Source organism: Streptomyces sp. NPDC002787 (genome assembly GCF_053592095.1).
The window spans coordinates 104,973-126,973 of sequence record NZ_JBSFVC010000019.1 but is presented as its reverse complement, the minus strand read 5'-3'; the positions used below and the strand labels follow the sequence as shown (position 1 = coordinate 126,973).

The window sequence follows — 22,001 nt, the reverse complement described above, 5'->3', positions numbered from 1 at the left end:
CGACCTCGCGCGCGCAGACGCCGGGCGTGGGGATGCGCGTGCGGATGGGGGGCGCGGGGACGGCGACCGTGAAGGTGCCGATCACGGTGACCTGGCAAGCAGAGCTGCCGGGCGCGATGCTGCACGCGGCGCCGCCCGGCGTGGCGATGCGCACCCGGGTGGCGGGCATGGCGATGTCGCGCGCGGTGACGCCGCAGCCGATAGCCCAGTCCTCGGCGGTGCCGCGGCCGATGGTCTCGCCCAAGGCGGCCCCGCCCACGACGACCTCGCCCATGACGGTCCCGTCTACGCCGGCATGGACGCGTTGATGGCGGTCCTCCTTGATGAGCCGTTGCCCGAAGATGCTCTGCGGGATGCCGAGTTCATGGAGTCGCGGGACGCGGCCGTTGCTGATGTCGCGCTGCTGCGGGAGCAGTTGGGGCTGATCGGTGAGGCGCTGGCGGTGTCGGGGGAGGACGCCGTGGCCGGGGCCCCGCCGGGGCGACTCATGGCCGCGCGGCCGGGGGACGCGGCCGGTGCCGAGACGGACCCCCGGCCGGTGTCCGGGCCCGCGCCGGCCCCCGCCGCGCCGGTGAGGCCCCTGCCGCCGCGGCCGGCCCGCGCCCGGCGCGCCCTGCGCATCGCCTTCGGCACCCTCGCCGCAGCCGCGGCCGCCTCGGTCGTCCTCGGCGTGGGCTGGGTCGTCGTACAGGCCGGCGGCGGGGCGGGCGTGACGGCGTCCGACTCGGGTGCCTCGGAGAAGTCGGCGAGTCAGGGGGACGGCAGCAAGAAGGACAGCGACGAGGGGGGCGACTCCGCCTCCCTCAGCCCGGAGGGCTACCTCGCCTGCTCCCGCCTCATCGTCGAGGGCACCGTCACCGCGGTGGAACCCGGGGTCGAAGCCGGGGGCGAACCCGGGTCCGGCGCCCGGCAGGACCGGATCACGGTCGAGGTCGACCGCTGGATCAAGCCCGCCGAGGGCGCCAAGGGCGCCGAGCAGATCGTGTTCCCCATGGACCACGACGTCGACCCCCGGCTGAAGCAGGGCGACCACGTCCTCGTCGGCATCCCGAAGGACAGTGCCCAGCCGGACCTGTGGACGACCGGCGAGGCGGACATCGCCCGCGACCGGGCCTGGATCGAGGCGGCGCTGGCGGACTCGGAGGGCCTGTCGTGCGAGTGACCCGCTGAACGCCGAAGGGGCGGGTGTCCGGGAGGACACCCGCCCCTCACACAGAGGCGCGCTACGCACGCACCCCTGACGCACTACCGGCGCGCTACGGCGTGACCTTCTCGATCCGCACGCTGCCGGCGCCCGCGACGGTGCCGCGCGCGTTCACCAGCTGGACCTGGCCGAAGAACTCCCGGCCGGCCGGAGCCTCGGCGGCCGCGACGACGTCACCGGAGACGGTCATCGAGGCACCCGTGCCGAGCTTGACGGCGGTGTCCGCGACCTTCACCTCGCCGAGGGCGGAGGAGAAGAACACGTCGCGGTAGTCGTACGCGGTCGATCCGGCCGGGATCGCGTAGCCGACGACCTCGATGGTGTATGTACCGGCGGCCGGCTTCGGGATGGAGACGGACTCCTCGGAGTCACCGTCCGCCTCGAACGCCACCTGGGTGCCCGCGGCGTCGTAGACGAACAGGTCCAGGTCGGCGCCGGTGTCCGCCGTGTTGCCGATGGCGACGTCCAGGGAGTCGGCGCCCGCGGGCACCTCGACCGTGGAGGTCTGGGTGGCACCGTTGGCGATGGTCGGCCGGTCGCTCTTGGCCGAGCCGAGCGGCCCGCCCGCCAGCTTGCCGTCGACGGCGGCGAGGCTGTTCGTCACCTTCCAGGAGGCGGCGGTCGGGGTGCCGACCTTGGCCTCGGGCACGGTCACGACCTCCGGGTCGAAGCTCGCCCCGTACACCGCGAAGTTCAGCTTGAAGGTGTTGTCGAGCACCGGCGAGGTCCGGCGCGACTCGACCTCGATCTCCCAGACGCCGGGCTGCGGGTCGGCGTACGAACGCACGTCCGGCTTGCAGCCGCTGCCGTCGAGGTAGTTGCTGTAGCAGTACGGCGAGCCGGTGTCCTCGACCGCGACGCCGTACGGGTGGTTGGCGATGAACCGGGTCTGGCTCTTGTCCTTCAGCCCGCTGATGGCGACCTCGAGGGACTTCGCGCCCTCGGGGACCGTGATGAAGTACGACTTGAAGGAGTTGCGCTGGACCGTGCCGGACGCCGAGTGGGTGTACTTCAGCGGCGCGGAGACGACCACCGTGTTGAGGATCTGCTTGTCGACGCCCACCGTCTTCGGGTCGTCGACCTCCAGGATCGCGCTGCTGATACCGGAGTTCTCCGGCTTGGCGGCGACCTTGACGGTGACCGGCTTGTTCAGCGGCAGGGAGACCACGTCGCTGCCGACGATCCGGAACGTGTTGTCCCGGTTGTTCTCCAGGTGCAGCTCGTGGCGGATCGCCTTGTCGGCGCCGGACGTACGGGTGATGGTGACGTCGTACGTCTTCTTCTGCCCGGCCTTGAGGCCGCCCTCGCGGTCGTAGATGCCGGTGCCGAAGCCCGGCGTCTTCAGCGCGAAGTCGATCGCCGTGTCGACGGGGGCCTTGACCGTGTAGTCGTGCGCCGTGGCGCCCGCCTTGATCGACTTCCACGCGTCGACGATGTTGATCAGGCCCGCGCCCTCGGCGTACGCCTGCACACCGTTGATGTGGTCGGCGGTCGAGGTCAGCGCGGTGCGCAGCTTCGCGGGCGTCAGGTCGATGCCCTTCTGCTTCGCGGCGCTGAGCAGCAGCGCGGAGGCGCCGGCGGCCTGCGGGGAGGCCATCGATGTGCCGTTGAGCATCTGGTAGCCGGCCGGGAGCGTGTAGCCCGCCTCGGGGGCGATGAAGCCCGGCAGCCAGGTCTGCGCGGTGTTGACCGCGGCGCCGGGCGCCACCAGGGTCGGCGTGAAGCCGCCGTCCTCACGCGGGCCGCGCGAGGAGAAGTTGAAGAGCTGGTAGTCCTTGGTGACCTTCGAACCGTAGTTGGACGCCCAGGTCTCCTTGGAGATGGCCGCGCCGACCGAGATGACCTTGTCGGCCAGGCCGGGGTCGCCGATCGTGTTCGCGCCGGGGCCCTCGTTGCCGCCGGCGATGACCAGCTGGACGCCGTAGGTGTCGATGAGGCGCGTGTAGAGCTCGGCGCGCGCGTTGTTGCCGTCGTTCAGCGCCGGGAGGCCGCCGATGGACATGTTGACGATGTCGACGCCGCGGTTGGCGACGAGGTCGATCATGCCCTCGGTGAGCGCCACGTTGGTGCAGCCGGGGCCGAACTCGCAGGCGCGGGACGAGACGAGCTTCGCACCGGGGGCGGCGCCGTTCATCTTGCCGCCGAACAGGCCGTTCGCGGCGGTGATGCCGGCGACGTGGGTGCCGTGCTCGCTGGAGATGAGACCGATGTTGACGAAGTCGGCCTTCTTGCCGACCCAGTCGCCCCCGAAGGGGTCCATCGGGACGTCCTTGCGGTACTCCACGACGAACGGCTGGCGCTCGGCGACATCGGTCGACGGGTTGTCGGTGCCGAAGTAGCCGATCTGGTAGCCGTCCTTGTACGGCTTCATCGGGGTGTCGTCGGTGAAGTCGAAGTTCTGGTTCACGTCGACGGTGACCTTGCCGGACGCCGCGTCGTAGAGCACGCCCCAGGCGTCGGTGGTGTCGCCGTCGCGGTTCACGTCGCCGGCCGCGTCGCCGGCCGCCGTGACGGACTCGCGGAAGGTGTTGACGGAGTACGAGCCCGAGGGCGCGGTCCAGGTCCGGCCGCCGAAGGTGAAGGTCGGGCCGGAGACCGAGGTCGTCATCGGACGCCAGCTGCCGTCACCGTCGACGATCGGGTCCGTCGACGTCACCCAGTCGACGATCTTCCGCTCACCGGTGGAGGTCTTCTGCAGCGCCGGGTGCCCGAGGTCGACACCGGAGTCCAGGACGCCGATGGTGATGCCCCGGCCGTCCGCCTTCGGGTTCTTCTTCACGAAGTCGACGGCGCCCGTCTCGAAGGACGGGTTGTACGGGTTCTCGGCGGGGGTGTTCTTGTCCGGCGCCGGGTACGTCTTGGCCACCGTCGGCTGCGACTTGGCACCCTTCGCGGTGTCCGCGGCCGGCGACGGGTCGTCGAGGACGATCTCCTGGCGCAGGTCGATGCCGTGCACGGAGGAGAGCTTCGTGGCGGCCGAGATGGCCGAGTCGGCGCTCTTGGTGGGAACCGTGGCGCGGACGTAACCGAGCTTGTCGTAGGTACGGCCCACGGAGCCGCCCTTGACCGCGTCCAGCTGCTCGGCGACCTGTTCGGTCTTGCCGGGCGCGGTGGCGATCATCATCGTGACGTTCTTGTCGCCGTCGGCCTTGGCCTCGGCGAGGAGGTCGGCGTCGGTCGAACCGAGCTTGTCGTGCGCGGACTTGACACCGCCGTCCGTCGGGACGGTGGCGGCCGGGTCGTCCGCCGAGAAGGCCATGGGTATCGGTCCGGCCGCGGAGAGCGCGGCGACGAGGCCCGCGGCCACGGCTATGCGCGCCACGCGTCTCGCCCCCGGCCGGGGGCCGGGGTGGGGGGTGAGGGTCATCAGCATCCCTGTAGGTAAGGATTTCAAAACGAGCATGGGTGATCCGAGCGGCGGGTTCGGATCGGTCCGGTCCGTTATGTGGTCCCGGATGATCGCTCAGCCTTACCGAAGTGACACATGTTTGGGGAGAGTTGAAAGAGGCGGGATTGTGTCATGGCGTAAACCCGCCACCCGTCATGGGTGCGATGACCGTGCATGAGCGGACATTTTGGCTAACGTCTGTGCATGCGCGAGGAGTTGAGAGTGGCGGCCTACGTCGTCTGTGTACGCGACGGCCACCTGCTGCTGGCCCGCTGGGTCTCCCGGGACGGCGAGAAGAAGTGGACCCTGCCCGGCGGCGGCATGGACCACGGCGAGGACCCGTACGCCACGGCCGTCCGGGAGGCCGCCGAGGAGACCGGCTACATCGTCGAGCCCACGGTCCTCCTCGGCATCGACACCGGCCGACGCACCTACCCCCGCCGCCTCGGCACCCGCGCCGACCACCAGGCCCTCCGCATCGTCTACGAGGCCCGCGTCACCGGGGGCGACCTCCGCCACGAGACGAACGGCTCCACCGACATGGCCGCCTGGCACCCCCTGGACGAGATCCCGGCCCTGGAGAGGTTGGGCCTGGTGGACGTCGGCCTGCGCCTGTGGCGGGAACGCCCGCAGAACGGCCACTTGAAACCACCGGTGTCCCCCTAGGGGGCGAGGGGAACCGCGCGAGCGACCACGCCCCACCCGCACCCACCGAAGCCCCGAAGCCCCGAAGCCCCGAAGCCCCGAAGCCCCCACGGCGAATAGGTGCCGTACCCCACCAGGTGAACAAGGAGTGACCGCCTCCCTTCGCGCCCGCTCACATTCGGGAACCCCCAGTGAACGCGCACCGTACGCGAAGATCCACGTACGGTGATCGGCGCCACCCGTTGCCGCCTCGTTAACGTCCAGGCCACCCCGGCTGCCAAGCATCAAGTACGAGCGGGAACCACCGCCGGCCGAACCGCGGCCGGAGGCCCCCGCGACCACTTCCGACGCGTTCGCACTCGGGGAGACCGCGCCATGTCGCGCATACGCTCAGTCGCTGCCGCCGCCACCAACCCTGACCGCAGGGCCTTCCTCGCCGCCACCGGCGCCGTGGGCCTCGCCGCGGGGGCCGGCTTCGCCCTGCGGCCGGAGACAGACGCCCACTCCGCCGCCACCGCCGACAAGGCGGCCGAGGTCCCCCTGGCCAACCTCTCGAACAGAGAGGCCCCGGCCGCCCCGCTCGCGCCGTACACCCGGGGCACGACCCTCGCCTCGGTCGCCGCACCCCGGGGCGCCTCCGGCTACCGCCGCCTCGGCGACGGCCCCGCCTGGAAGCGGGTCGTACGCGGCGACCTCGCCACCCCCAAGTCCGGCCGTGAGAACCGACGTACGACCCTCGCCTCGTTCGTGCAGTTCACCGACCTGCACGTGGTGGACGTCCAGCACCCGCTGCGCTACGAGTACCTGCGTGCCCAGACCGCCAGCGCCTGGCGCCCGCAGGAGGCCCTGTCCGTGGCCGGTGCGGTCTCGCTGGTCGAGCGGGTGAACGCGCTGCGGGGAGCCCCCGTCACCGGCTCCCCCCTCCACTTCGTGATGACGACCGGTGACAACACCGACAACAACTCCAAGACGGAACTGGACTGGTTCCTGAAGGTGATGAGCGGCGGCCGTGTCACCCCCAACTCCGGTGACCCGCGCCGCTACGAGGGCGTCCAGAACAGCGGCCTCAAGCTCTACTGGCAGCCCGATGCGACCCTCCGCGACGCCGACAAGCAGCTCGGCTTCCCGCACCTGAACGGTTTTCTCGCCGCCGCCATCCGCCAGGTCAACAGCCCCGGCCTGAACGTCCCCTGGTACTCCACGGTCGGCAACCACGACTCCCTCCCCGGCGGCTGCTACGCCCCCGGCGACTCCTTCTTCGCCGACTTCGCGGTCGGCGGAAGGAAGCTGATGACCCTGGACGAGCAGGTCGGCAAGGCCATCTGGGACAACGTCAAGAGCGGCGGCGACCCCCGGGGCGCCGACTGGAAGGCCGTACTCAAGGCCCAGGCGAAGAAGATGCGTTCGGTCACCCCGGACGAGAACCGGGCCCCCTTCACCCCGCTGGAGTACCTGAAGGCCCACCTCGACCTGGCCCATACCGGCCCCGGCCCGGTCGGCCACGGCTACTCGCAGGCCAACCTCGACGCCCGCACCCAGTACTACGCCTTCCGTATCGCCGACGACGTCATCGGCGTCAGCCTCGACTCCACCGACCCCGGCGGCCACTACGAGGGCTCGCTCGGCACGGCCCAGCTCAAGTGGCTGGACCGTACGCTGAAGGAGGCCGCGAAGGACGGTTCGTACGCCGTCCTCTTCAGCCACCACACCAGCAAGTCGATGCGGAACCTGCGCAAGGACCCCGCCCGCCCGAACGAGGCCCGCCACGGCGGTGACGAGGTGCTGTCCCTGCTCGGCCGCCACCGCAACGTACTGGCCTGGGTGAACGGCCACAGCCACCGCAACCGGATCACCCCGCACTCGTCCGCGAACGGCGGCTCCTTCTGGGAGATCTCGACCGCCTCGCACATCGACTTCCCCCAACTCGCCCGCGTCATCGAGCTGGTGGACAACAAGGACGGCACGATCTCCCTCTTCACCACCCTGATCGAATCCGCCGCCCCCCACGCCACGGACTTCGCGGACCTCAGCCAGACCGGCCTCGCCGCCCTCTACCGCGAGCTCTCCTACAACGCCCCGGGCCGCCGCGACACACTCACCGGAACCGCCGGGGACCGCAACACGGAGCTGGTCCTCCGAAAGGGCTGAAAACCGCTCAACTGGAGTGCACCTGCTCAACCCGCCCGCCCACCGGGGTGTCCCCCTTCGCGACCGAACGTTCTCGGAGCCGCCGAGAATGTCGGTGCGAAGGGGGATATCACATGTCAGCACGCACGGTGCGCACGGCTCTGGTGGCGGCGACCGCGATGGCCGCGGCGGTGGCGCTCGCCGCGCCGGCGGTGGCCTCGCCGGCGTCCGTCAGAACCGACCACGGTCCGACCCGGGAGGCCATGGACGCGGTGGTAAAGGACGGCGTCGTCGGCGTGGCCCTGCAGGCCAAGGACAAGCACGGGGTCTGGAAGGCCACTTCGGGCGTCGGCGACCTCAGGACGGACAAGCCGCGCTCCGCCCACGACCGTTACCGCGTCGGCAGCATCACGAAGACCTTCGTGTCGACGGTCCTGCTCCAGCTGGAGGCGGAGGGCAGGCTCTCCCTGGACGACAAGGTCGACAAGTGGCTGCCGGGCCTGGTGCGCGGCGAGGGCCACGACGGACGCGAGGTGACGCTCCGCCAGCTCCTCAACCACACCAGCGGGATCTTCAGCGTCACGGCCGACGAGGAGTTCGGCCGCACGTACTTCCTGAAGGACGGCTTCTTCAAGCACCGCTACGACACGATGTCACCGGAACAACTCGTGGCGATCGCCATGAGGCACAAGCCGGACTTCGCCCCAGGTACCGACTGGAACTACTCGAACACCAACTACGTCCTGGCCGGCATGGTGATCGAGAAGGCCACGGGCAACCCGTACGGCGACGAGGTCCGCGCCCGCGTCATCGAGCCCCTCGGCCTGCGCGCCACCCTCGTCCCCGGCACCTACCCGAAGGTCCCGAAGCCGAGCAGCCGCGCATACGGCAAGCTGGCCGAGACGACGACGGGCCCGACGTACGACGTCACGGAGCTGAACCCGTCCCTGGCCTACTCGGCGGGCGAGATGATCTCCGACTCAGGCGACCTCAACCGCTTCTACTCGGCACTGCTCAAGGGCAGGCTCCTCCCGCCGAAGCAGCTCACCGAGATGAAGACCACGATCAAGGTCGACGAGATCCCCGGCGCCGGCTACGGCCTGGGCCTCATCGAACGGAAGCTCAGCTGCGGCGTCACCGTCTGGGGCCACGGCGGCGGCATCCACGGCTCGGCCTCGGAGGCCGTCACCACGTCCGACGGCAGCCACTCCCTCGCCTTCAACTTCAACAGCGACTGGACCGGCGACAGCGATGCGATCGTGGAGGCGGAATTCTGTAAGAAGTAAGAAATAAAATAATAAGAAGTAGGAAGTAGGAACAGCACCGCACGGAGGCGGGGCCTCAGGCGGGCAGCGCACTTCGGTGGGAACGTAGGAGGAGGAGCCGCCGAACGCTCGACGGCCCCTCCTCTCCCCTCCTGCCGGTCGCCGGCCTTCCCGGTCGGCTACCCGGTCACCGTGGGAGTACCACCACATAAGCCGCCGGATCCCGGTCGCACGACGCCATCAAGGCGGTGCGGACGACGGCCGCCTGCTGCTCCAGCGAGTCACGCAGCTTCTTGGGGGTGAGGTGGACGACGGTGATGCCGAGCCGCTCCAACATCTCGCGCTTGCGGGCGTACTCGGACCACAGCGCGTCGTCCTCCTGGCGCGGGGCCCGGGTGTCGAGCTCGACCGCGACGGCCTGCTCCGGCCAGTACGCGTCGAGGCCGCCGAGGTGGGGGCCGCCGGGGAGGCGGAGGTCGACGTTCCAGACCGGGTCGGGCAGGGCGTACTCGCGGACCATCCGGTACAGGTGGTCCTCCGCGATCGCCCGCCCCTCGGCGAGCAGTGACTCCACCGCGTCGACGACATGTGGACGGCTCAGCAGCCGCGCCTGCGTCAACTCCCGTACGACCGCCGCCGGTTCGGTGTGGCCGCCGCGTACCGCCTCCGTCAGCAGCCGGCGCACGGCGGCCCCGTCCACGAGTTCCGCCACCGCGTCGGCCAGCGCGCGCGGCACGGGGGCGACGGGCAGGCCGGTCACGTACGACGGGGTCGGCATGGCGGCGGTACGGACGATCCGCACGCACCCGGCGGTCCGCAGTCGGCGCATGCGGGGGACCAGGACGTCGATCGTGTCGAGGGAGGGGAGCGGGGGAGCGGACGAGAACCCGTGCAGGGTGAGGGCGGCCAGGCCCGTGATCACCGCGTCCGTGTAGCGGGGGGCCGGGCGGGGCTCGTCGGCTTGCGGCTGCGCGGGGACGCCGGCGACCGCGGCGTGCGCCTCGCGGAACGGGGAGCGGGCCGCGTACGACAGGACCGCGTGCAGCCGCTCCTCGGAGGTGGGCGGGCCGGGGTGCAGCAGGAACACACCCGGCAGGATCTGCTGCCAGGGGCCGCCGGGCCGGCACTGCTCGTTGGTCTCGGCGGTGGTGACACCCTGCGCGCGCAGCTGCGCGGCCGTCAGCACCCGGCGCGTGACGTCCGAGTGGCGACGGAGGGGGCGGGGGGAGAGCGGGGTGTTGTGGGTCATGTCCCGGAGGTTCCCGCTCCGGCGCCGTCCATGAACCCTTGTTACACACTCGTCGACAAATCCGGACAAGACCACACTAAAGTACGTGCGTTCGACTGCCGATACCCGCTGGTCCGGATGGGGATCAGAAAAGGTTACGGCTCCGATTACCCGAATTCAGTAACCCCGAACCCGGCTCGTCTGTGCCGGCCGGTCGGCCCGCCTGCTTGGCTGCGGGCACCCGGCAAGCGCCGGTGAGCGCACCCGACCCCCGCCCAGCGGCAGCGCCGGGTGCGCAACGCACAAGAGCTCAGCGGCACTTATCGCCCTGCGGCGCCGTCACACGCCTGCCCCCGCAACCCACGGGCCAGATCGTCCCGCGCCTCCAGCACCAGCCTCCGCAGGGCCGGCGCCGCCCCCGCGTGCGAGGTCAGCCACGCGTCCGTCGCGTCCAACGTCCCCTGGGAGTCCTGGAGCGACGGGAACAGCCCCCGCACCACGTCCATCCCGATCTGGATGGACCGCTCGGCCCACACCCGCTCGATCACCTCGAAGTACCTGTCGGCGTACGGCGCCACCAGCTCGCGCTGGGACGGCCGCGCGAACCCCGTGATCGTCGCCTCCACCAACGCGTTGGACAGCGTGTCCGACTCCACGACCGAGGCCCAGGCCTGCGCCTTCACCGCGGCCGACGGCCGCGCCGCCAGGCACCGCACCTGATGCCGCTTCCCGGAGGCCGTGTCGTCACGCGCCAGCTCCGCGGCCAGCACACCCTCGTCGGCGACCCCGTACGTCACCAGCGGCTCCAGGAACGCCCACCGCAGCTCCTGGTCGACATCCAGCCCGTCGACCTTCTCGGTCCCGTCCAACAACCCCCGCAGCACGGCCAGATCGGCGTCGCTCGACGCCACCGACGCGAAGAAACGGGCCCACGTCAGCTGATGCTGACTGCCCGCCTCGGCAGCCCGCAGCTCACGCAGCGCCCCCTCCGCCAGCAGCCGGCCACCCGTCTCCCGCCACTCCGGCGCCGCGTAGTGGGTGAGCGCCGAGTTCGCCCACGCGTGCAGCATCTGCAGCACCCCGATGTCGGACTCCCGCCCGGCGAACCGCAGCACCAGGTCGACGAAGTCCCGCGCGGGCAGCAGCGCGTCCCGGGTCAGGTTCCACAGCGCCGACCAGCACAGCGCCCGCGCCAGCGGGTCGGAGACGTCCCCGAGCCCGGACCGCAGCGCGTCCAGCGAGGCCGCGTCGAACCGGATCTTGCAGTACGTGAGGTCGTCGTCGTTGACGAGCACCAGCTCGGGCGCCTCGGCCCCGGCCAGCTCGGTCACGACCGTACGCGGCCCGTCGACATCCACCTCGGCGCGGGCGTACCGCTCCACCGCGCCCTCGCCCGTACGCCGGTAGAGGCCGATCGCCACACGGTGCGGTCGCAGCTCGGGGTGCGACTCCGCCGCCTCCTGCACCACCGCCAGCTCGTCGATCCGGCCCTCGGCGTCGAGAAGCACCTGCGGAGTGAGGGAGTTCACCCCCGCCGTCTGCAGCCACGCCCGCGACCAGGAAGCCATGTCGCGCCCGCTGGTCTCCTCAAGGACCGACAGCAGGTCACCCAGCTTCGTGTTGCCGTACGCGTTCCGCTTGAAGTAGCGCCGGGCCCCCTCCAGGAAGGCGTCGCGCCCCACGTACGCCACGAGCTGCTTCAGCACGGACGCGCCCTTGGCGTAGGTGATGCCGTCGAAGTTGAGCTTGGCGTCCTCCAGGTCACGGATGTCGGCCGTGATCGGGTGGGTGGAGGGCAGCTGGTCGGCGCGGTACGCCCAGGACTTGCGGTTGTTGGCGAAGGTGACCCAGCCGTTGGTGAAGCGGGTCGCCTCGACCATCGAGAACGAGCCCATGAAGTCGGCGAACGACTCCTTCAGCCACAGGTCGTCCCACCACACCATGGTCACGAGGTCGCCGAACCACATGTGCGCCATCTCGTGCAGGATGACGTTGGCCCGCCGCTCGTACGACGCTTGCGTGACCTTGCCGCGGAAGATGAACTCCTCGCGGAAGGTGACCAGCCCGGGGTTCTCCATCGCGCCGAGGTTGTACTCGGGCACGAACGCCTGGTCGTACTTCCCGAACGGGTACGGGTAGTCGAAGTGGTCGTGGAAGAAGTCCAGGCCCTGCTTGGTGATCAGGAAGACGTCGTCGGAGTCGAAGTAGGGGGCGAGACCCTTGCGGCACATCGCGCCGAGCGGGATCTCCAGCCGCGTACCGTCCTCGAAGACCCGCTCGTAGGTGTCCCTGACGTAGTGGTACGGGCCCGCGACGATCGCCGTGATGTACGTCGAGATCGGCTTGGTCTCGGCGAACCGCCACACCCCGTCCGTCCGCTCACCGACGCCGTTGCTCCACACGACCCATCCCTCCGGCGCCCGCACCTCGAAGCGGAAGGGGGCCTTGAGGTCGGGCTGCTCGAAGTTCGCGAAGACCCGGCGGGAGTCGGCGGGCTCGTACTGGGTGTAGAGGTAGACCTCGCCGTCCTCGGGGTCGACGAAGCGGTGCATGCCCTCGCCGGTGCGGGAGTAGGCGCACCGGGCGTCGACCACCAGCTCGTTCTCGGCGGCCAGGTCGTCGAGAACGATCCGGGAGCCGTCGAAGACCTCGCGCGGGTCGAGATCCTTGCCGTTGAGGGAGACGGCCGTCACACTCGGCGCGATCAGATCGGCGAAGCTGGTGGCGCCCGGGTCGGCGCACCGGAAACGGATCGTCGTCACCGACCGGAAGGTGCGCGGCTCGTCACCGGAGTCGCCGACGGCGGACCGCAGGTCGAGCGACACCTCGTACCCGTCGACGGACAGCAGCGCGGCCCGCTCCTGGGCCTCGTCGCGGGACAGATTCTCACCGGGCACGGGCGGCACTCCCTCGGGGGCGGTGTTCAGTATGCGGACAGGCCCGATCCTGCCATGCGCCACGGGAATGGCCGGGTCGGTCCTCGGTGTTGCCGCGTTGTTGCCCTGTAAACCCGTCGCGCACCACCGCCTCCTGAGGAGAACCATGTCCGAGCAGTCCTCGCAGACCTCCGGCAAGACCCCCGTCGACTTCTGGTTCGACCCCCTGTGCCCCTGGGCCTGGATGACCTCGCGGTGGGTCCTGGAGGTGGAGAAGGTCCGGGACATCGAGGTCCGCTGGCACCTGATGAGCCTCGCCGTGCTGAACGAGCCCAAGATCGACGAGCTGCCCGAGGAGTACCGCGAGCTGCTGGAGAAGAAGGCCTGGGGTCCGGTACGGGTCGTCATAGCCGCCCAGCAGGAGCACGGTGCCGAGGTGCTCGGCGACCTCTACACCGCGCTCGGCACGCGCTTCCACAACCAGGGCGAGGGCCCGGAGAAGGAGACGGTCGCCGCCGCCCTGAAGGACGTCGGCCTGCCCGAGTCCCTCATGGACCACTGGGACTCCACCCCGTACGAGGCCGAACTGCGCGCCTCCCACAAGGAGGGCATCGACAAGGTCGGCCAGGACGTCGGCACCCCCGTCATCGCCGTCCCCGGCGCCGACGGCGAGCAGATCGCCTTCTTCGGCCCCGTCGTCACCCCCGCCCCCCAGGGCGAGGAAGCCGCCAGGCTCTGGGACGGCACCCTCCTCGTGGCCTCGGTCCCCGGCTTCTACGAACTCAAGCGCTCCCGCACCCAGGGCCCGGACTTCAGCAACCTGGTCTGACGGCCCGGCTCACCTGAAGGACTCGGGGAGGGAGAACCCCTCGCTCTGGTTGCCGTACGGCTGGACGAACAGGCAGCGGCCCTTCTCGCCATGGTTGCCGCAGCGCCACCAGCCGGCCGGGTTCTTCCCCAGGGACCTCAGGTGCTCCTGCACTTCCTTGTCGACCTCGTGGAACGGCAGGGGCTTGCTTCCTCCGCAAGGGGGGCAGTGCTTGTAACTCGGCATACGACCTCCCGGTCCGGTCGGCCGGATCGGGAATCCGGCCGGAAAACGGGAGCATAGGGCGAAAGTTCGGGAAAGCGTCAGACCGGAATGCGTCCCGCCGTGGCGTTTTCCGGCAACCAGGTAAGGCGAGAACCCCCGCGAGTCACGTCCTCGCGGGGGTTCTTCCTTTTTCCGCCTGCCCGGTGAAGGGTGAGAAGACGATCACGAGCAGGACATCTTCGGTACTGCCTCAGGGGCTGAGCAGCAGCACGTCCGCCCGGGACTTGGCGGCCTGGTGACGCCGGGCCACGTCCTGCCAGTTGACGACGGCCCACATCGCCTCGATGAAGTCGACCTTCTGGTTCTTGTACTGGAGGTAGAAGGCGTGCTCCCAGGCGTCGAAGACGAGGATCGGGATGGAGCCCTGGCCGACGTTGCCCTGGTGGTCGTAGACCTGCTCGACGATGAGGCGCCCGCTGAGCGGTTCGTAGGCGAGGACGCCCCAGCCGGAGCCCTGGGTGGTGGCGGACGCCTTGGTCAGCTGGGCCTTGAACGCGGCGAAGGAGCCGAACGACTCGGCGATCGCGTCCGCCAGCTCGCCCACGCCGTCCTTCTCCAGCGGCTCGCCCCCGCCGTCACCGGTCATGTTCTGCCAGTAGATCGAGTGCAGGATGTGCCCGGAGAGATGGAAGGCCAGGTTCTTCTCCAGACCGTTGATCGCCCCCCAGGTCTCCTTGTCCCGCGCCTCGGCCAGCTGCTCCAGCGTGTCGTTGGCCCCTTTGACGTACGCCGCGTGGTGCTTGTCGTGGTGCAGCTCGATGATCTCGGGGCTGATCACGGGAGCGAGCGCGGAGTAGTCGTACGGCAGTTCGGGCAGCGTGTAGACGGGCATGGGGGTCCCCTCCGCCCTCTTATTGCAAATTACTTGCAAGTGCACGCTAGCAGCAAGAGACTGGGATGGCATGCCCGGACATGCGAAAGGGCCCTCGCGCGAACCGACCGTCCGTCCTCCGCGCGAGGCCCTGCGTCATCGGCGACGCGTCGGCGTGCGACGCGCACCGGCTGTGGCTACGCCGCTACCGCCGTGTAGTGCGTCGCGTCCCCCTCGATCGAGTAGCTCTCCTTGCCCTCGATGCCCACCGGTACGTCACCGGCGAGGGTCACCCGGTGCAGCCGGCGCGGCAGCCCGTCGTAGTTGTCGATGGCGTAGTGCTGGGTGATGCGGTTGTCGAAGACGACCAGCTGATTCTCGGACCAGCGCCAGCGCAGCACGTTCTCCGGCCGGGTCACGTACGACTGGAGCAGATCGAGGACCTTGCGGGACTCGCCCGCGGACAGCCCCACGATCCGCTGCGCGAACCCGCCGATGAACAGCCCCCGTTCACCGGTCAGGGGGTGGACGCGGACCACGGGGTGGACCGTGCGGTACTTGATCGAGGTGAACTGGGCGCGCTGCTCGGCCCGCTCCGCGTCGATCTCCTCGTCGGGCACGGCGTAGTCGTAGTCGTTGGTGTGCTCCGCCCACAGACCGTCGGCCAGCCGCCGCAGCGGCTCGGGCAGGTCGCGGTAGGCCGCCGCCGCGTTCGCGATCAGGGTCTCGCCGCCGTACGGCGGGATCGTGATGCTGCGCAGGGTGGTGGCCTGCGGCGGGTTGAGGACGAACGTGACGTCGGTGTGCCAGTGGTTGGCGCGGCCCCGCTCGCTGTCCACGGGCAGGACGTTCGCGGCCCCCTCGACAGCGGGCACGGTGGGATGGGCGGTGGTGATGTCGCCGAAGTGGCGGACGAAGGCCTGATGGCTCGCGTCGTCGAGGTTCACCTCGTCGAACACGAGGGCCTTGTGGACGTTGAGGGCCTCGCGGACGGCGGCGACCGTCTCCTTGTCGAGGGGCCGGGAGATGTCGACGCCGGCGACACGGGCGCCGATGCGGGCGGTGACCTTCTGGATCTCGATGGACATGCGCGGTCCTTTCAGACGAGGGTCGGTGCGGGTGCGGGTGCGGGTGCGGGTGCGGGTGCGGGTGCGGGTGCGGGTACGGGTACGGGTACGGATGGCGCGGGTGCTGATGCGCTGACGTGCTGGTTCGCGGGGCGTGGGAGGCCGTACCGCTCCCGCAGGGTCCGGCGCGGGCCGTACTCCGTGCGGAGCAGGCCCCGGGTGCGCAGGATCGGGACGACGTGGTCGACGAAGGCGTCGAGGCCGGACGGCAGGACCGCGGGCATGATGTTGAAGCCGTCGGCGGCCCCCCGCGTGAACCAGCTCTCGATCTTGTCGGCGACCTGCTCGGGCGTCCCGGCGAAGGTGAGATGCCCTCGTCCGCCGCCCAGCCGCCCGATCAGCTGCCGCACGGTGAGCCGTTCGCGGCGGGCCAGCCCCACGACGAGCGTGTACCGGCTCTTGGCACCCTCGACGGCGCTCTCGGGCGGCAGATCGGCGGGCAGCGGTGCGTCCAGGTCCAGTGATCCGAGGGGGAGTTGAAGGAGCCGCTCCAGGTTCGCCACCCCGTGCCGGTGCACGATGTGCTCCTCCAGGGCCCGCTCGGCCGCCCGCGCCTCGGCCTGAGTCGACCCGAGCACGGGGACGATCCCGGGCAGCACCTTGATGTGCTCGGGGTCCCGGCCGGCCGCGACCGTACGGGACTTGAGGTCGGCGTAGAAGGCCCGCGCGTCCTCGATGGTCTGCTGCGCGGTGAACACGGCCTCCGCGTACCGCGCCGCGAACGCCTTGCCGTCCTCGCTGGACCCCGCCTGTACGAGCAGCGGGTACCCCTGCGGCGTACGAGGGACGTTGAGCGGCCCCTCGACACTGAAGTACGTCCCCTTGTGCCGGGGCGGATGGATCTTCGTGTCGTCGCCCCAGACACCGGTCTCCTTGTCGGCGACGATCGCGTCGTCCTCCCAGCTGTCCCAGAGCTTCAGGGCCACCTCGACGAACTCGGCGGCCCGCGCGTACCGCTGGGCGTGCGCGGGCTCGGCGTCGAGACCGAAGTTGCGGGCGGCCTCGGCACCGGCGGTGGTGACGATGTTCCAGCCGGCCCGGCCGCCGCTGATGATGTCGAGCGAGGCGAACTTGCGGGCCAGGTTGTACGGGGAGTTGTACGAGGTGGAGGCGGTGGCGACCAGTCCGATGTGCTCGGTGGCCGTCGCCAGCGCGGTCAGCAGGGTGAGCGGCTCAAGGGCGCCCGCCGGACGCTGGCCCACACTGCCCCACAGCTGAGGCCCGTCGGCCAGGAAGAGCGAGTCGAACGTACCCCGCTCCGCGGTCCGCGCCAGCCGTACGTAGTGGTCCAGCTCGACGTGCGCGTACGGGTCGGACTCCGGCAGCCGCCAGGAGGCCTCGTGGTGGCCGGTGTTCATCAGGAAGGCGTTGAGGTGCAGCTGCCTCGTCGGCTGTCTTGTCGTCACTGGTGGTCCTCCGTCACGCCGAGCGCTGCCAGCAGCCGCTCGCGGTACTCGCCCAGCAGGGGGTCCCGGTACGAGCGCGGGTGCGGGCGGTCGATGGTCAGGTCGAGGCCGATACGGCCCTGTTCGAGCACGAGCACCCGGTCGGCGAGCACGATCGCCTCGTCCACGTCGTGGGTGACGAGCAGGACGGAGGGCCTGTGGTGTTCCCACAGCTGCCTCAGCAGGGAGTGCATCCGGATCCGGGTGAGCGCGTCGAGGGCGCCGAACGGCTCGTCGGCGAGGAGCAGTTCGGGCTCCCGGACGAGGGAGCGGGCGAGTGTCGTGCGCTGGGCCTCACCGCCGGAGAGCTCGTTCGGCCAGGCGCGCTCACGGCCCTTCAGGCCCACCTCGGCGAGTGCCGCGCGGCCCTTGTCGGCGGCCTCCTTGCCCTCCGTGCCGAGCAGCACGTTGTCGAGGACCCGGCGCCAGGGCAGCAGCCGGGAGTCCTGGAAGACGACGGACACCCTGCTCGGCGCGGTGAGCCGACCGCTGCCCGCCACCTCGTGGTCGAGCCCGGCCACCGCCCGCAGCAGTGTGCTCTTGCCGGAGCCGCTGTGCCCGAGCAGCGCGACGAACTGTCCGGCCGGGATGTCGAGATCGACACCGTCGAGGATCTTGCGCCCGTCGAACGACCGGGTGAGCTCCCGGAGTTGTACGGCGGGCCGGGCGGCCGTGGTGGTGGCCGTGGCCGTCGCTGTGGCCGTGATCGTCGGCGTGGCCGTCGGCGGCTCGGGGGTGCTCTGCCGCTCGGGGGCGGTCGCCCGCCCGGTGGTCGTCAGCCGCTCAGCGTGCGTCGCCATGACAGCACCCTCCGTTCGATGAGACGGCCCGCGCTGTCGGAGACCAGACCGAAGATCCCGTAGACGACCAGGCCGACGAGGATGACGTCGCTCTGGCCGTAGTTCTGGGCCTGGAACATCATGTAGCCGAGTCCGTTGGTGGCGTTGATCTGCTCCAGGACGACCAGGCCGAGCCAGGAGCCGGTCACCCCGAGCCGCAGGCCCACGAAGAAGCCGGGCAGCGCGCCGGGGATGACGATCCGCCGGACGAACTCCAGCCTCGACGGGCCCTGCACCTCGGCGAGTTCGACGAAGCGGCTGTCGATCCCTGCGAGCGCGGCATGGGTGTTGAGGTAGATCGGGATGTAGACGACGATGGCGATGATCGCGATCTTGAAGGTCTCGCCGATGCCCAGCCAGAGGATGAACAGGGGGATCAGACCCAGGGTCGGGATGGCCCGGTTGAGCTGCACGGTTCCGTCGATCAGCGCCTCGCCGACCCGGCTGAGCCCGGAGGCCAGGGCGAGTACGACACCGGCGGTCAGCCCGATCGCTAATCCGGACCCGGCTCGCTGCAGCGAGGCCACGATGTCGGTCGTCAGTGTCCCCTCGGTCCACAGCCGGATGCCGGCCTCCAGCACCGTCCAGGGCGCCGGCATCGCGGCCGGGTCCAGTTGCCCGGCGGCGGAGGCGACCGCCCACAGGGTGAGGAACAACACCGGACCGACGAGCCGCGAGGCGGGCAGCCTCCTGCCGGGGGAGAGCCGTCGGCGCCTGCGGACCTGGGACATCTTCCCGGTGACGCCGACGGCGGTCGTGGCGACCGGGGCGGCACTCGTGGTCACGGCGCTCACTTCCGGTACTCCACGGTCACGGCCTTCGCCGCGATCCCCTCGAAGCGGCGATCGAAGAGCACGCCGACGTCGAACTTCTTCACGAAGCCGCCCTCCGCCAGCAGATCCGCGGTCTCCTGCTCCCACTCGATCGCCTCGTCCCAACTCGGCGGGAGCAGCGGCTTGTTGGCAAGATCGCTGATCGACTCCGCCTGGGCGAGGGACAGGTTCTGGGTCTTCACGTAGAACTCCTCGTTCCAGATGTCCGGGTTCTCGTACTGCCAGACCGCGCCCTTCGCCCAGTACGGGATGTACGCGGCGACCGCGGCCACCTTCGCCGAGTCGTTCAGCACGGAGGTCGGCGCCCACAGCAGATTGAGCAGGTCCACCACGTCGGTGGTGATCGTGCGGGCGCCCTTGGCTCCGTACTGCTGCAGATAGGCGGGCGCCTGCTGGTTGCCGAGCGGCGCGACGTCCACCTGGCCCGACTGCAGGGCCGTCAGGAACTGGTTGCTGGTCAGCGGGACGAGTTCGACCTCGTCGTGGGCGAGCCCCGCCTTCTTCAACGCCCGCAGAAGTACGACGCCCTGCGCCTGCCCCTGGGAGAAAGCGAGCTTCTTCCCCCGGAAATCCTCGACCGAGGTGATGTCGCTCCCGGGCTTGGTCGCGAAGAGATAGTTTGGCTTACGGGTGATGTTGATCGCGACGATCTTCGCGTCGTATCCCTGGTAATACGCCTGGATGGGCGGGATTCCCGCGTTGTTGGCGACGTCCAGCGAACCCGCCCGGAACGCGTTGATGACATCGGGGCCGGCGCCGATGTTCACCCAACTGCTCACCTTGAAAGGAAGATCTTCGAGTTTCGCCAGCTTGAGCTGCAACTCCTGCTGATTCTGGAACGAGGCGATCTTCAGGCTCGCGCCCGAGGGGATCTTGGTGGGCAGTGGCGCGTCCGCGGCCGTCCGTGCGGTCGCCGCGCTGCTGTCGGCGCAGCCGCTCAAACCGGCAGCGGCGGCCGTGACGCCCAGGAGAGAGGTGAGGAAGAGCCGCCGGTCGAGACCGGGCGCGGCGGACGATGGCATGGGAGAACCCCCTGAGGAAAACGGCGGGAAGGCGCACGGAATCGCGTACGGAATCGTGCACGGAACCGCGTACGGAATCGTGCACGGAACCGCTTACGGAATCGTGCACGGAACCGCTTACGGAATCGCGTACGGAATTACGCGCGAAACCGCGCGCGGAAAAAGTTCCGTGGAAGTGGACGGAAAGAAGCTGCGGAAGGGAGATTCACGCAGGAAGAAGCGCCGCGTCGGCCGGAGTGCGGCGGGCACTCTGGTACGTCAACGTGTCAGCAACAGAGGGTGCGACAGCTCGTGAGCAGCATGAATACGATGTTTCCGGTCTTCGGTCATGCCTGTCAACATTCGGAGTTTCTGAATTAACCAATCTCGGCCGAGACGCGGTCGAGACGCGCCACGGAGCCCAGCGGATCCCGGTAGAGCACATCCAGAGCCACCGCTCCCCCCGCCGTGGCCAGCACGGCATCGGGGAAACTCGTCGGCCCCACGGCCGCCGCCCGCTCCGGCCCGACGACCGCGCGCAGCGCCGCGAGACAGTCCTCCCGGCCGATGACACCGATCTCGGTGACGACCAAGGTCTCCGGGTTCAGCACATCGAGCAGCAGTTCCGCCGCCCGCCCCACCGTCCGCGCCCGCTCCACCAGCAGGCGTACGGCCGCCTCGTCACCGCCCGCCGCCGCGTCAAGGACCCGCATCGGGTTCACCCCGTCCATCACACCGGCCGCCCGAGCCCGCCGGCACAGGGTCCGCTCACTCAACTCGGCCTGGAGGCAACCGGTCCGCCCGCAGTGGCAGGATTCCGTACCGCCGGGCAGCGGCAGATGGGCGATCGCCCCGGCTTGGGAGCGGGGCCCGTGGTGCACCTCGTCGTTGGTCGCGAAGGCCGCGTCGACCACATTGCCGACGAACAGATGCAGCACGCTCCGGCTGCCGCGCGCCCGCCCGAAGAGCTGCTCGGCGGCCACCAACGCCCGCGCGTGTCCGTCCACATGGACCGGCAGCCCCGTACGGGCCCCGATCACCTCCCGCACCGGCACCTCGCGCCAGCCCAGCAGCGGATGCTCGACGACGGCCCCGGTCTCCCGGTCCACCCAGCCACCGGCCGCGAAACCGACGGCCAACGCCCGGCGGCCCGGTGCCGCGTCCAGCAGGGTCACAAGCGTGTCGGCGGCCCGCGCCAACACCAGGGCGGGGTCGGTGGGGCCGTGCTTCAGCCGCCGTTCCACGACCACCCGTCCCCGTAGATCGAGCAGCGCGACCGTGGTGTACGGCACGGCCACATGCACCCCGCCCACCACGAACCGCGAGTCGTCCAGGTCGAGGGGCACGTGCGGGCGGCCCACCCCCTTGGCCTGCCGGGGTGGTTCGGCCTCGCGGATGAGACCGAGCCGTGTGAACCGGGCGCAGTAGTCCGTCACCGAGGCCGGCGACAACCCGGTCACCCGGGCGATCGTGCTGCGCGCCACGGGCCCGTGCTCCAGCACCGACCGCAGGACCACACTCGCGCTGGTCCGCCGCCGGTCGCTGTCGGCGACACGCGGCACGGGAGATGAAGCGACAGGAGATGGGGCAAGGGGAGGCGAAGCGACGGGAGATGAAGGACGAGACGTAGAACGAGACGTGGGACGGGACGTGGGAGATGGAGGAGCGGGGGCGGAAAGGGTAGGTGCTGCCGGGGCACGGGGCATGGCGATCATCCTCGGGAACGGGTCCGACACTGCGTCGTCTCGGAGGGCGAGGCGCGCCGGAGCCGCCTCAGCCGGGACGGCGACAGGTGGCCGCGCCCACGCGTCGCAGGTCGACGTAGCGACGCGACGAGAAGTTCCGGGCCTGGGCAACCATGCGCTCGAAGCTAGCAAAACGGCCCACCGCTGCCCAGACGGCGACCGACGGGCGAGACGGTACCTGTCCACCCCACCGGCCCGATTGGTGAAACCCTACAGATCCGCGTCCGGGGCTCTCCGTGGCCGAAGCCACGTCACCTCCGTGACCGGCATCACGCCGTACCGGGTGTAACCGGCACCCTTTGTGTGAAGCCCACCAAGCCGTCGTCACCCCCTTTGTCGAGCGCTGACGGTGTCCGGTGCGAGGGGCCTGGGAT

The 22,001-nt window shown here is 70.2% G+C and carries 17 protein-coding genes; 6 read left to right on the top strand and 11 right to left on the bottom strand.

Going from position 1 to position 22,001, the window contains the following annotated elements; all coding sequences use genetic code 11:
- The first annotated feature begins 86 nt into the window (after positions 1-86).
- Together ACWD26_RS26320 and ACWD26_RS26315 are read left to right on the top strand one after the other, a co-directional pair.
- Positions 87-308, top strand: a complete 222-nt coding sequence (locus ACWD26_RS26320; protein WP_451274104.1) for a hypothetical protein — start codon at positions 87-89, stop codon at positions 306-308.
- A complete protein-coding gene (locus tag ACWD26_RS26315; protein ID WP_451274102.1) occupies positions 308-1,162 on the top strand; it encodes a hypothetical protein in 855 nt (284 codons plus the stop codon). The genes ACWD26_RS26320 and ACWD26_RS26315 overlap by 1 nt, the downstream gene beginning before the upstream one ends.
- A gap of 94 nt (positions 1,163-1,256) precedes the next feature.
- Here the strand turns inward: ACWD26_RS26315 and ACWD26_RS26310 are convergent, their stop codons facing one another.
- Positions 1,257-4,577 carry a S8 family serine peptidase gene (locus ACWD26_RS26310; RefSeq protein WP_451274100.1) on the bottom strand — a complete coding sequence of 1,107 codons (3,321 nt, stop codon included), beginning with the start codon at positions 4,575-4,577 and terminating at the stop codon, positions 1,257-1,259.
- Positions 4,578-4,796: 219 nt separating this feature from the next.
- Between ACWD26_RS26310 and ACWD26_RS26305 the strand changes: the two genes are divergently transcribed.
- The 3 genes from ACWD26_RS26305 (at position 4,797) to ACWD26_RS26295 (ending at position 8,650) form a co-directional block, all read left to right on the top strand.
- Positions 4,797-5,258 (top strand): NUDIX hydrolase, encoded by a 462-nt coding sequence (locus ACWD26_RS26305; RefSeq protein ID WP_451274098.1) that lies wholly within the window; start codon positions 4,797-4,799, stop codon positions 5,256-5,258.
- Positions 5,259-5,612: 354 nt separating this feature from the next.
- On the top strand, positions 5,613-7,385 hold the full coding sequence (locus ACWD26_RS26300; protein WP_451274096.1) for a TIGR03767 family metallophosphoesterase: 1,773 nt from the start codon (positions 5,613-5,615) through the stop codon (positions 7,383-7,385).
- Between the two features lie 113 nt (positions 7,386-7,498).
- Positions 7,499-8,650: a serine hydrolase domain-containing protein gene (locus tag ACWD26_RS26295; RefSeq protein WP_451274094.1), complete on the top strand. Its 1,152-nt coding sequence runs from the start codon at positions 7,499-7,501 to the stop codon at positions 8,648-8,650.
- Between the two features lie 166 nt (positions 8,651-8,816).
- On the opposite strand, the gene ACWD26_RS26290 is transcribed toward ACWD26_RS26295, so the two are convergent.
- Together ACWD26_RS26290 and pepN are read right to left on the bottom strand one after the other, a co-directional pair.
- Entirely contained in the window at positions 8,817-9,878 is a 1,062-nt protein-coding gene (locus ACWD26_RS26290) for a hypothetical protein (protein ID WP_451274092.1), read from the bottom strand.
- 299 nt (positions 9,879-10,177) lie between these two features.
- Positions 10,178-12,754 carry an aminopeptidase N gene (pepN, locus tag ACWD26_RS26285; RefSeq protein WP_451274090.1) on the bottom strand — a complete coding sequence of 859 codons (2,577 nt, stop codon included), beginning with the start codon at positions 12,752-12,754 and terminating at the stop codon, positions 10,178-10,180.
- Positions 12,755-12,899: 145 nt separating this feature from the next.
- Between pepN and ACWD26_RS26280 the strand changes: the two genes are divergently transcribed.
- Positions 12,900-13,562 carry a mycothiol-dependent nitroreductase Rv2466c family protein gene (locus ACWD26_RS26280; RefSeq protein WP_451274088.1) on the top strand — a complete coding sequence of 221 codons (663 nt, stop codon included), beginning with the start codon at positions 12,900-12,902 and terminating at the stop codon, positions 13,560-13,562.
- A gap of 9 nt (positions 13,563-13,571) precedes the next feature.
- Here ACWD26_RS26280 and ACWD26_RS26275 read toward each other — a convergent pair whose 3' ends face one another.
- From ACWD26_RS26275 to ACWD26_RS26240, 8 genes are all read right to left on the bottom strand, one after another.
- Entirely contained in the window at positions 13,572-13,787 is a 216-nt protein-coding gene (locus tag ACWD26_RS26275; protein WP_451274086.1) for a hypothetical protein, read from the bottom strand.
- Positions 13,788-14,016: 229 nt separating this feature from the next.
- Entirely contained in the window at positions 14,017-14,658 is a 642-nt protein-coding gene (locus tag ACWD26_RS26270) for a superoxide dismutase (protein ID WP_451274084.1), read from the bottom strand.
- 176 nt (positions 14,659-14,834) lie between these two features.
- Positions 14,835-15,725, bottom strand: coding sequence for a TauD/TfdA dioxygenase family protein (locus ACWD26_RS26265; protein WP_451274082.1), 891 nt, complete (start codon positions 15,723-15,725; stop codon positions 14,835-14,837).
- 11 nt (positions 15,726-15,736) lie between these two features.
- Positions 15,737-17,170, bottom strand: coding sequence for an LLM class flavin-dependent oxidoreductase (locus ACWD26_RS26260; protein ID WP_451274080.1), 1,434 nt, complete (start codon positions 17,168-17,170; stop codon positions 15,737-15,739).
- Positions 17,167-18,009 carry an ABC transporter ATP-binding protein gene (locus ACWD26_RS26255; RefSeq protein WP_451274078.1) on the bottom strand — a complete coding sequence of 281 codons (843 nt, stop codon included), beginning with the start codon at positions 18,007-18,009 and terminating at the stop codon, positions 17,167-17,169. Before ACWD26_RS26255 ends, ACWD26_RS26260 begins: the two co-directional genes overlap by 4 nt.
- Entirely contained in the window at positions 17,985-18,842 is an 858-nt protein-coding gene (locus tag ACWD26_RS26250) for an ABC transporter permease (protein WP_451274076.1), read from the bottom strand. The genes ACWD26_RS26255 and ACWD26_RS26250 overlap by 25 nt, the downstream gene beginning before the upstream one ends.
- Complete coding sequence (locus tag ACWD26_RS26245) at positions 18,839-19,903, bottom strand: ABC transporter substrate-binding protein (RefSeq protein WP_451274074.1); 1,065 nt, start codon at positions 19,901-19,903, stop codon at positions 18,839-18,841. Before ACWD26_RS26245 ends, ACWD26_RS26250 begins: the two co-directional genes overlap by 4 nt.
- Before the next feature lie 356 nt (positions 19,904-20,259).
- Entirely contained in the window at positions 20,260-21,588 is a 1,329-nt protein-coding gene (locus ACWD26_RS26240) for an ROK family protein (RefSeq protein WP_451274072.1), read from the bottom strand.
- Positions 21,589-22,001: the final 413 nt, after the last annotated feature.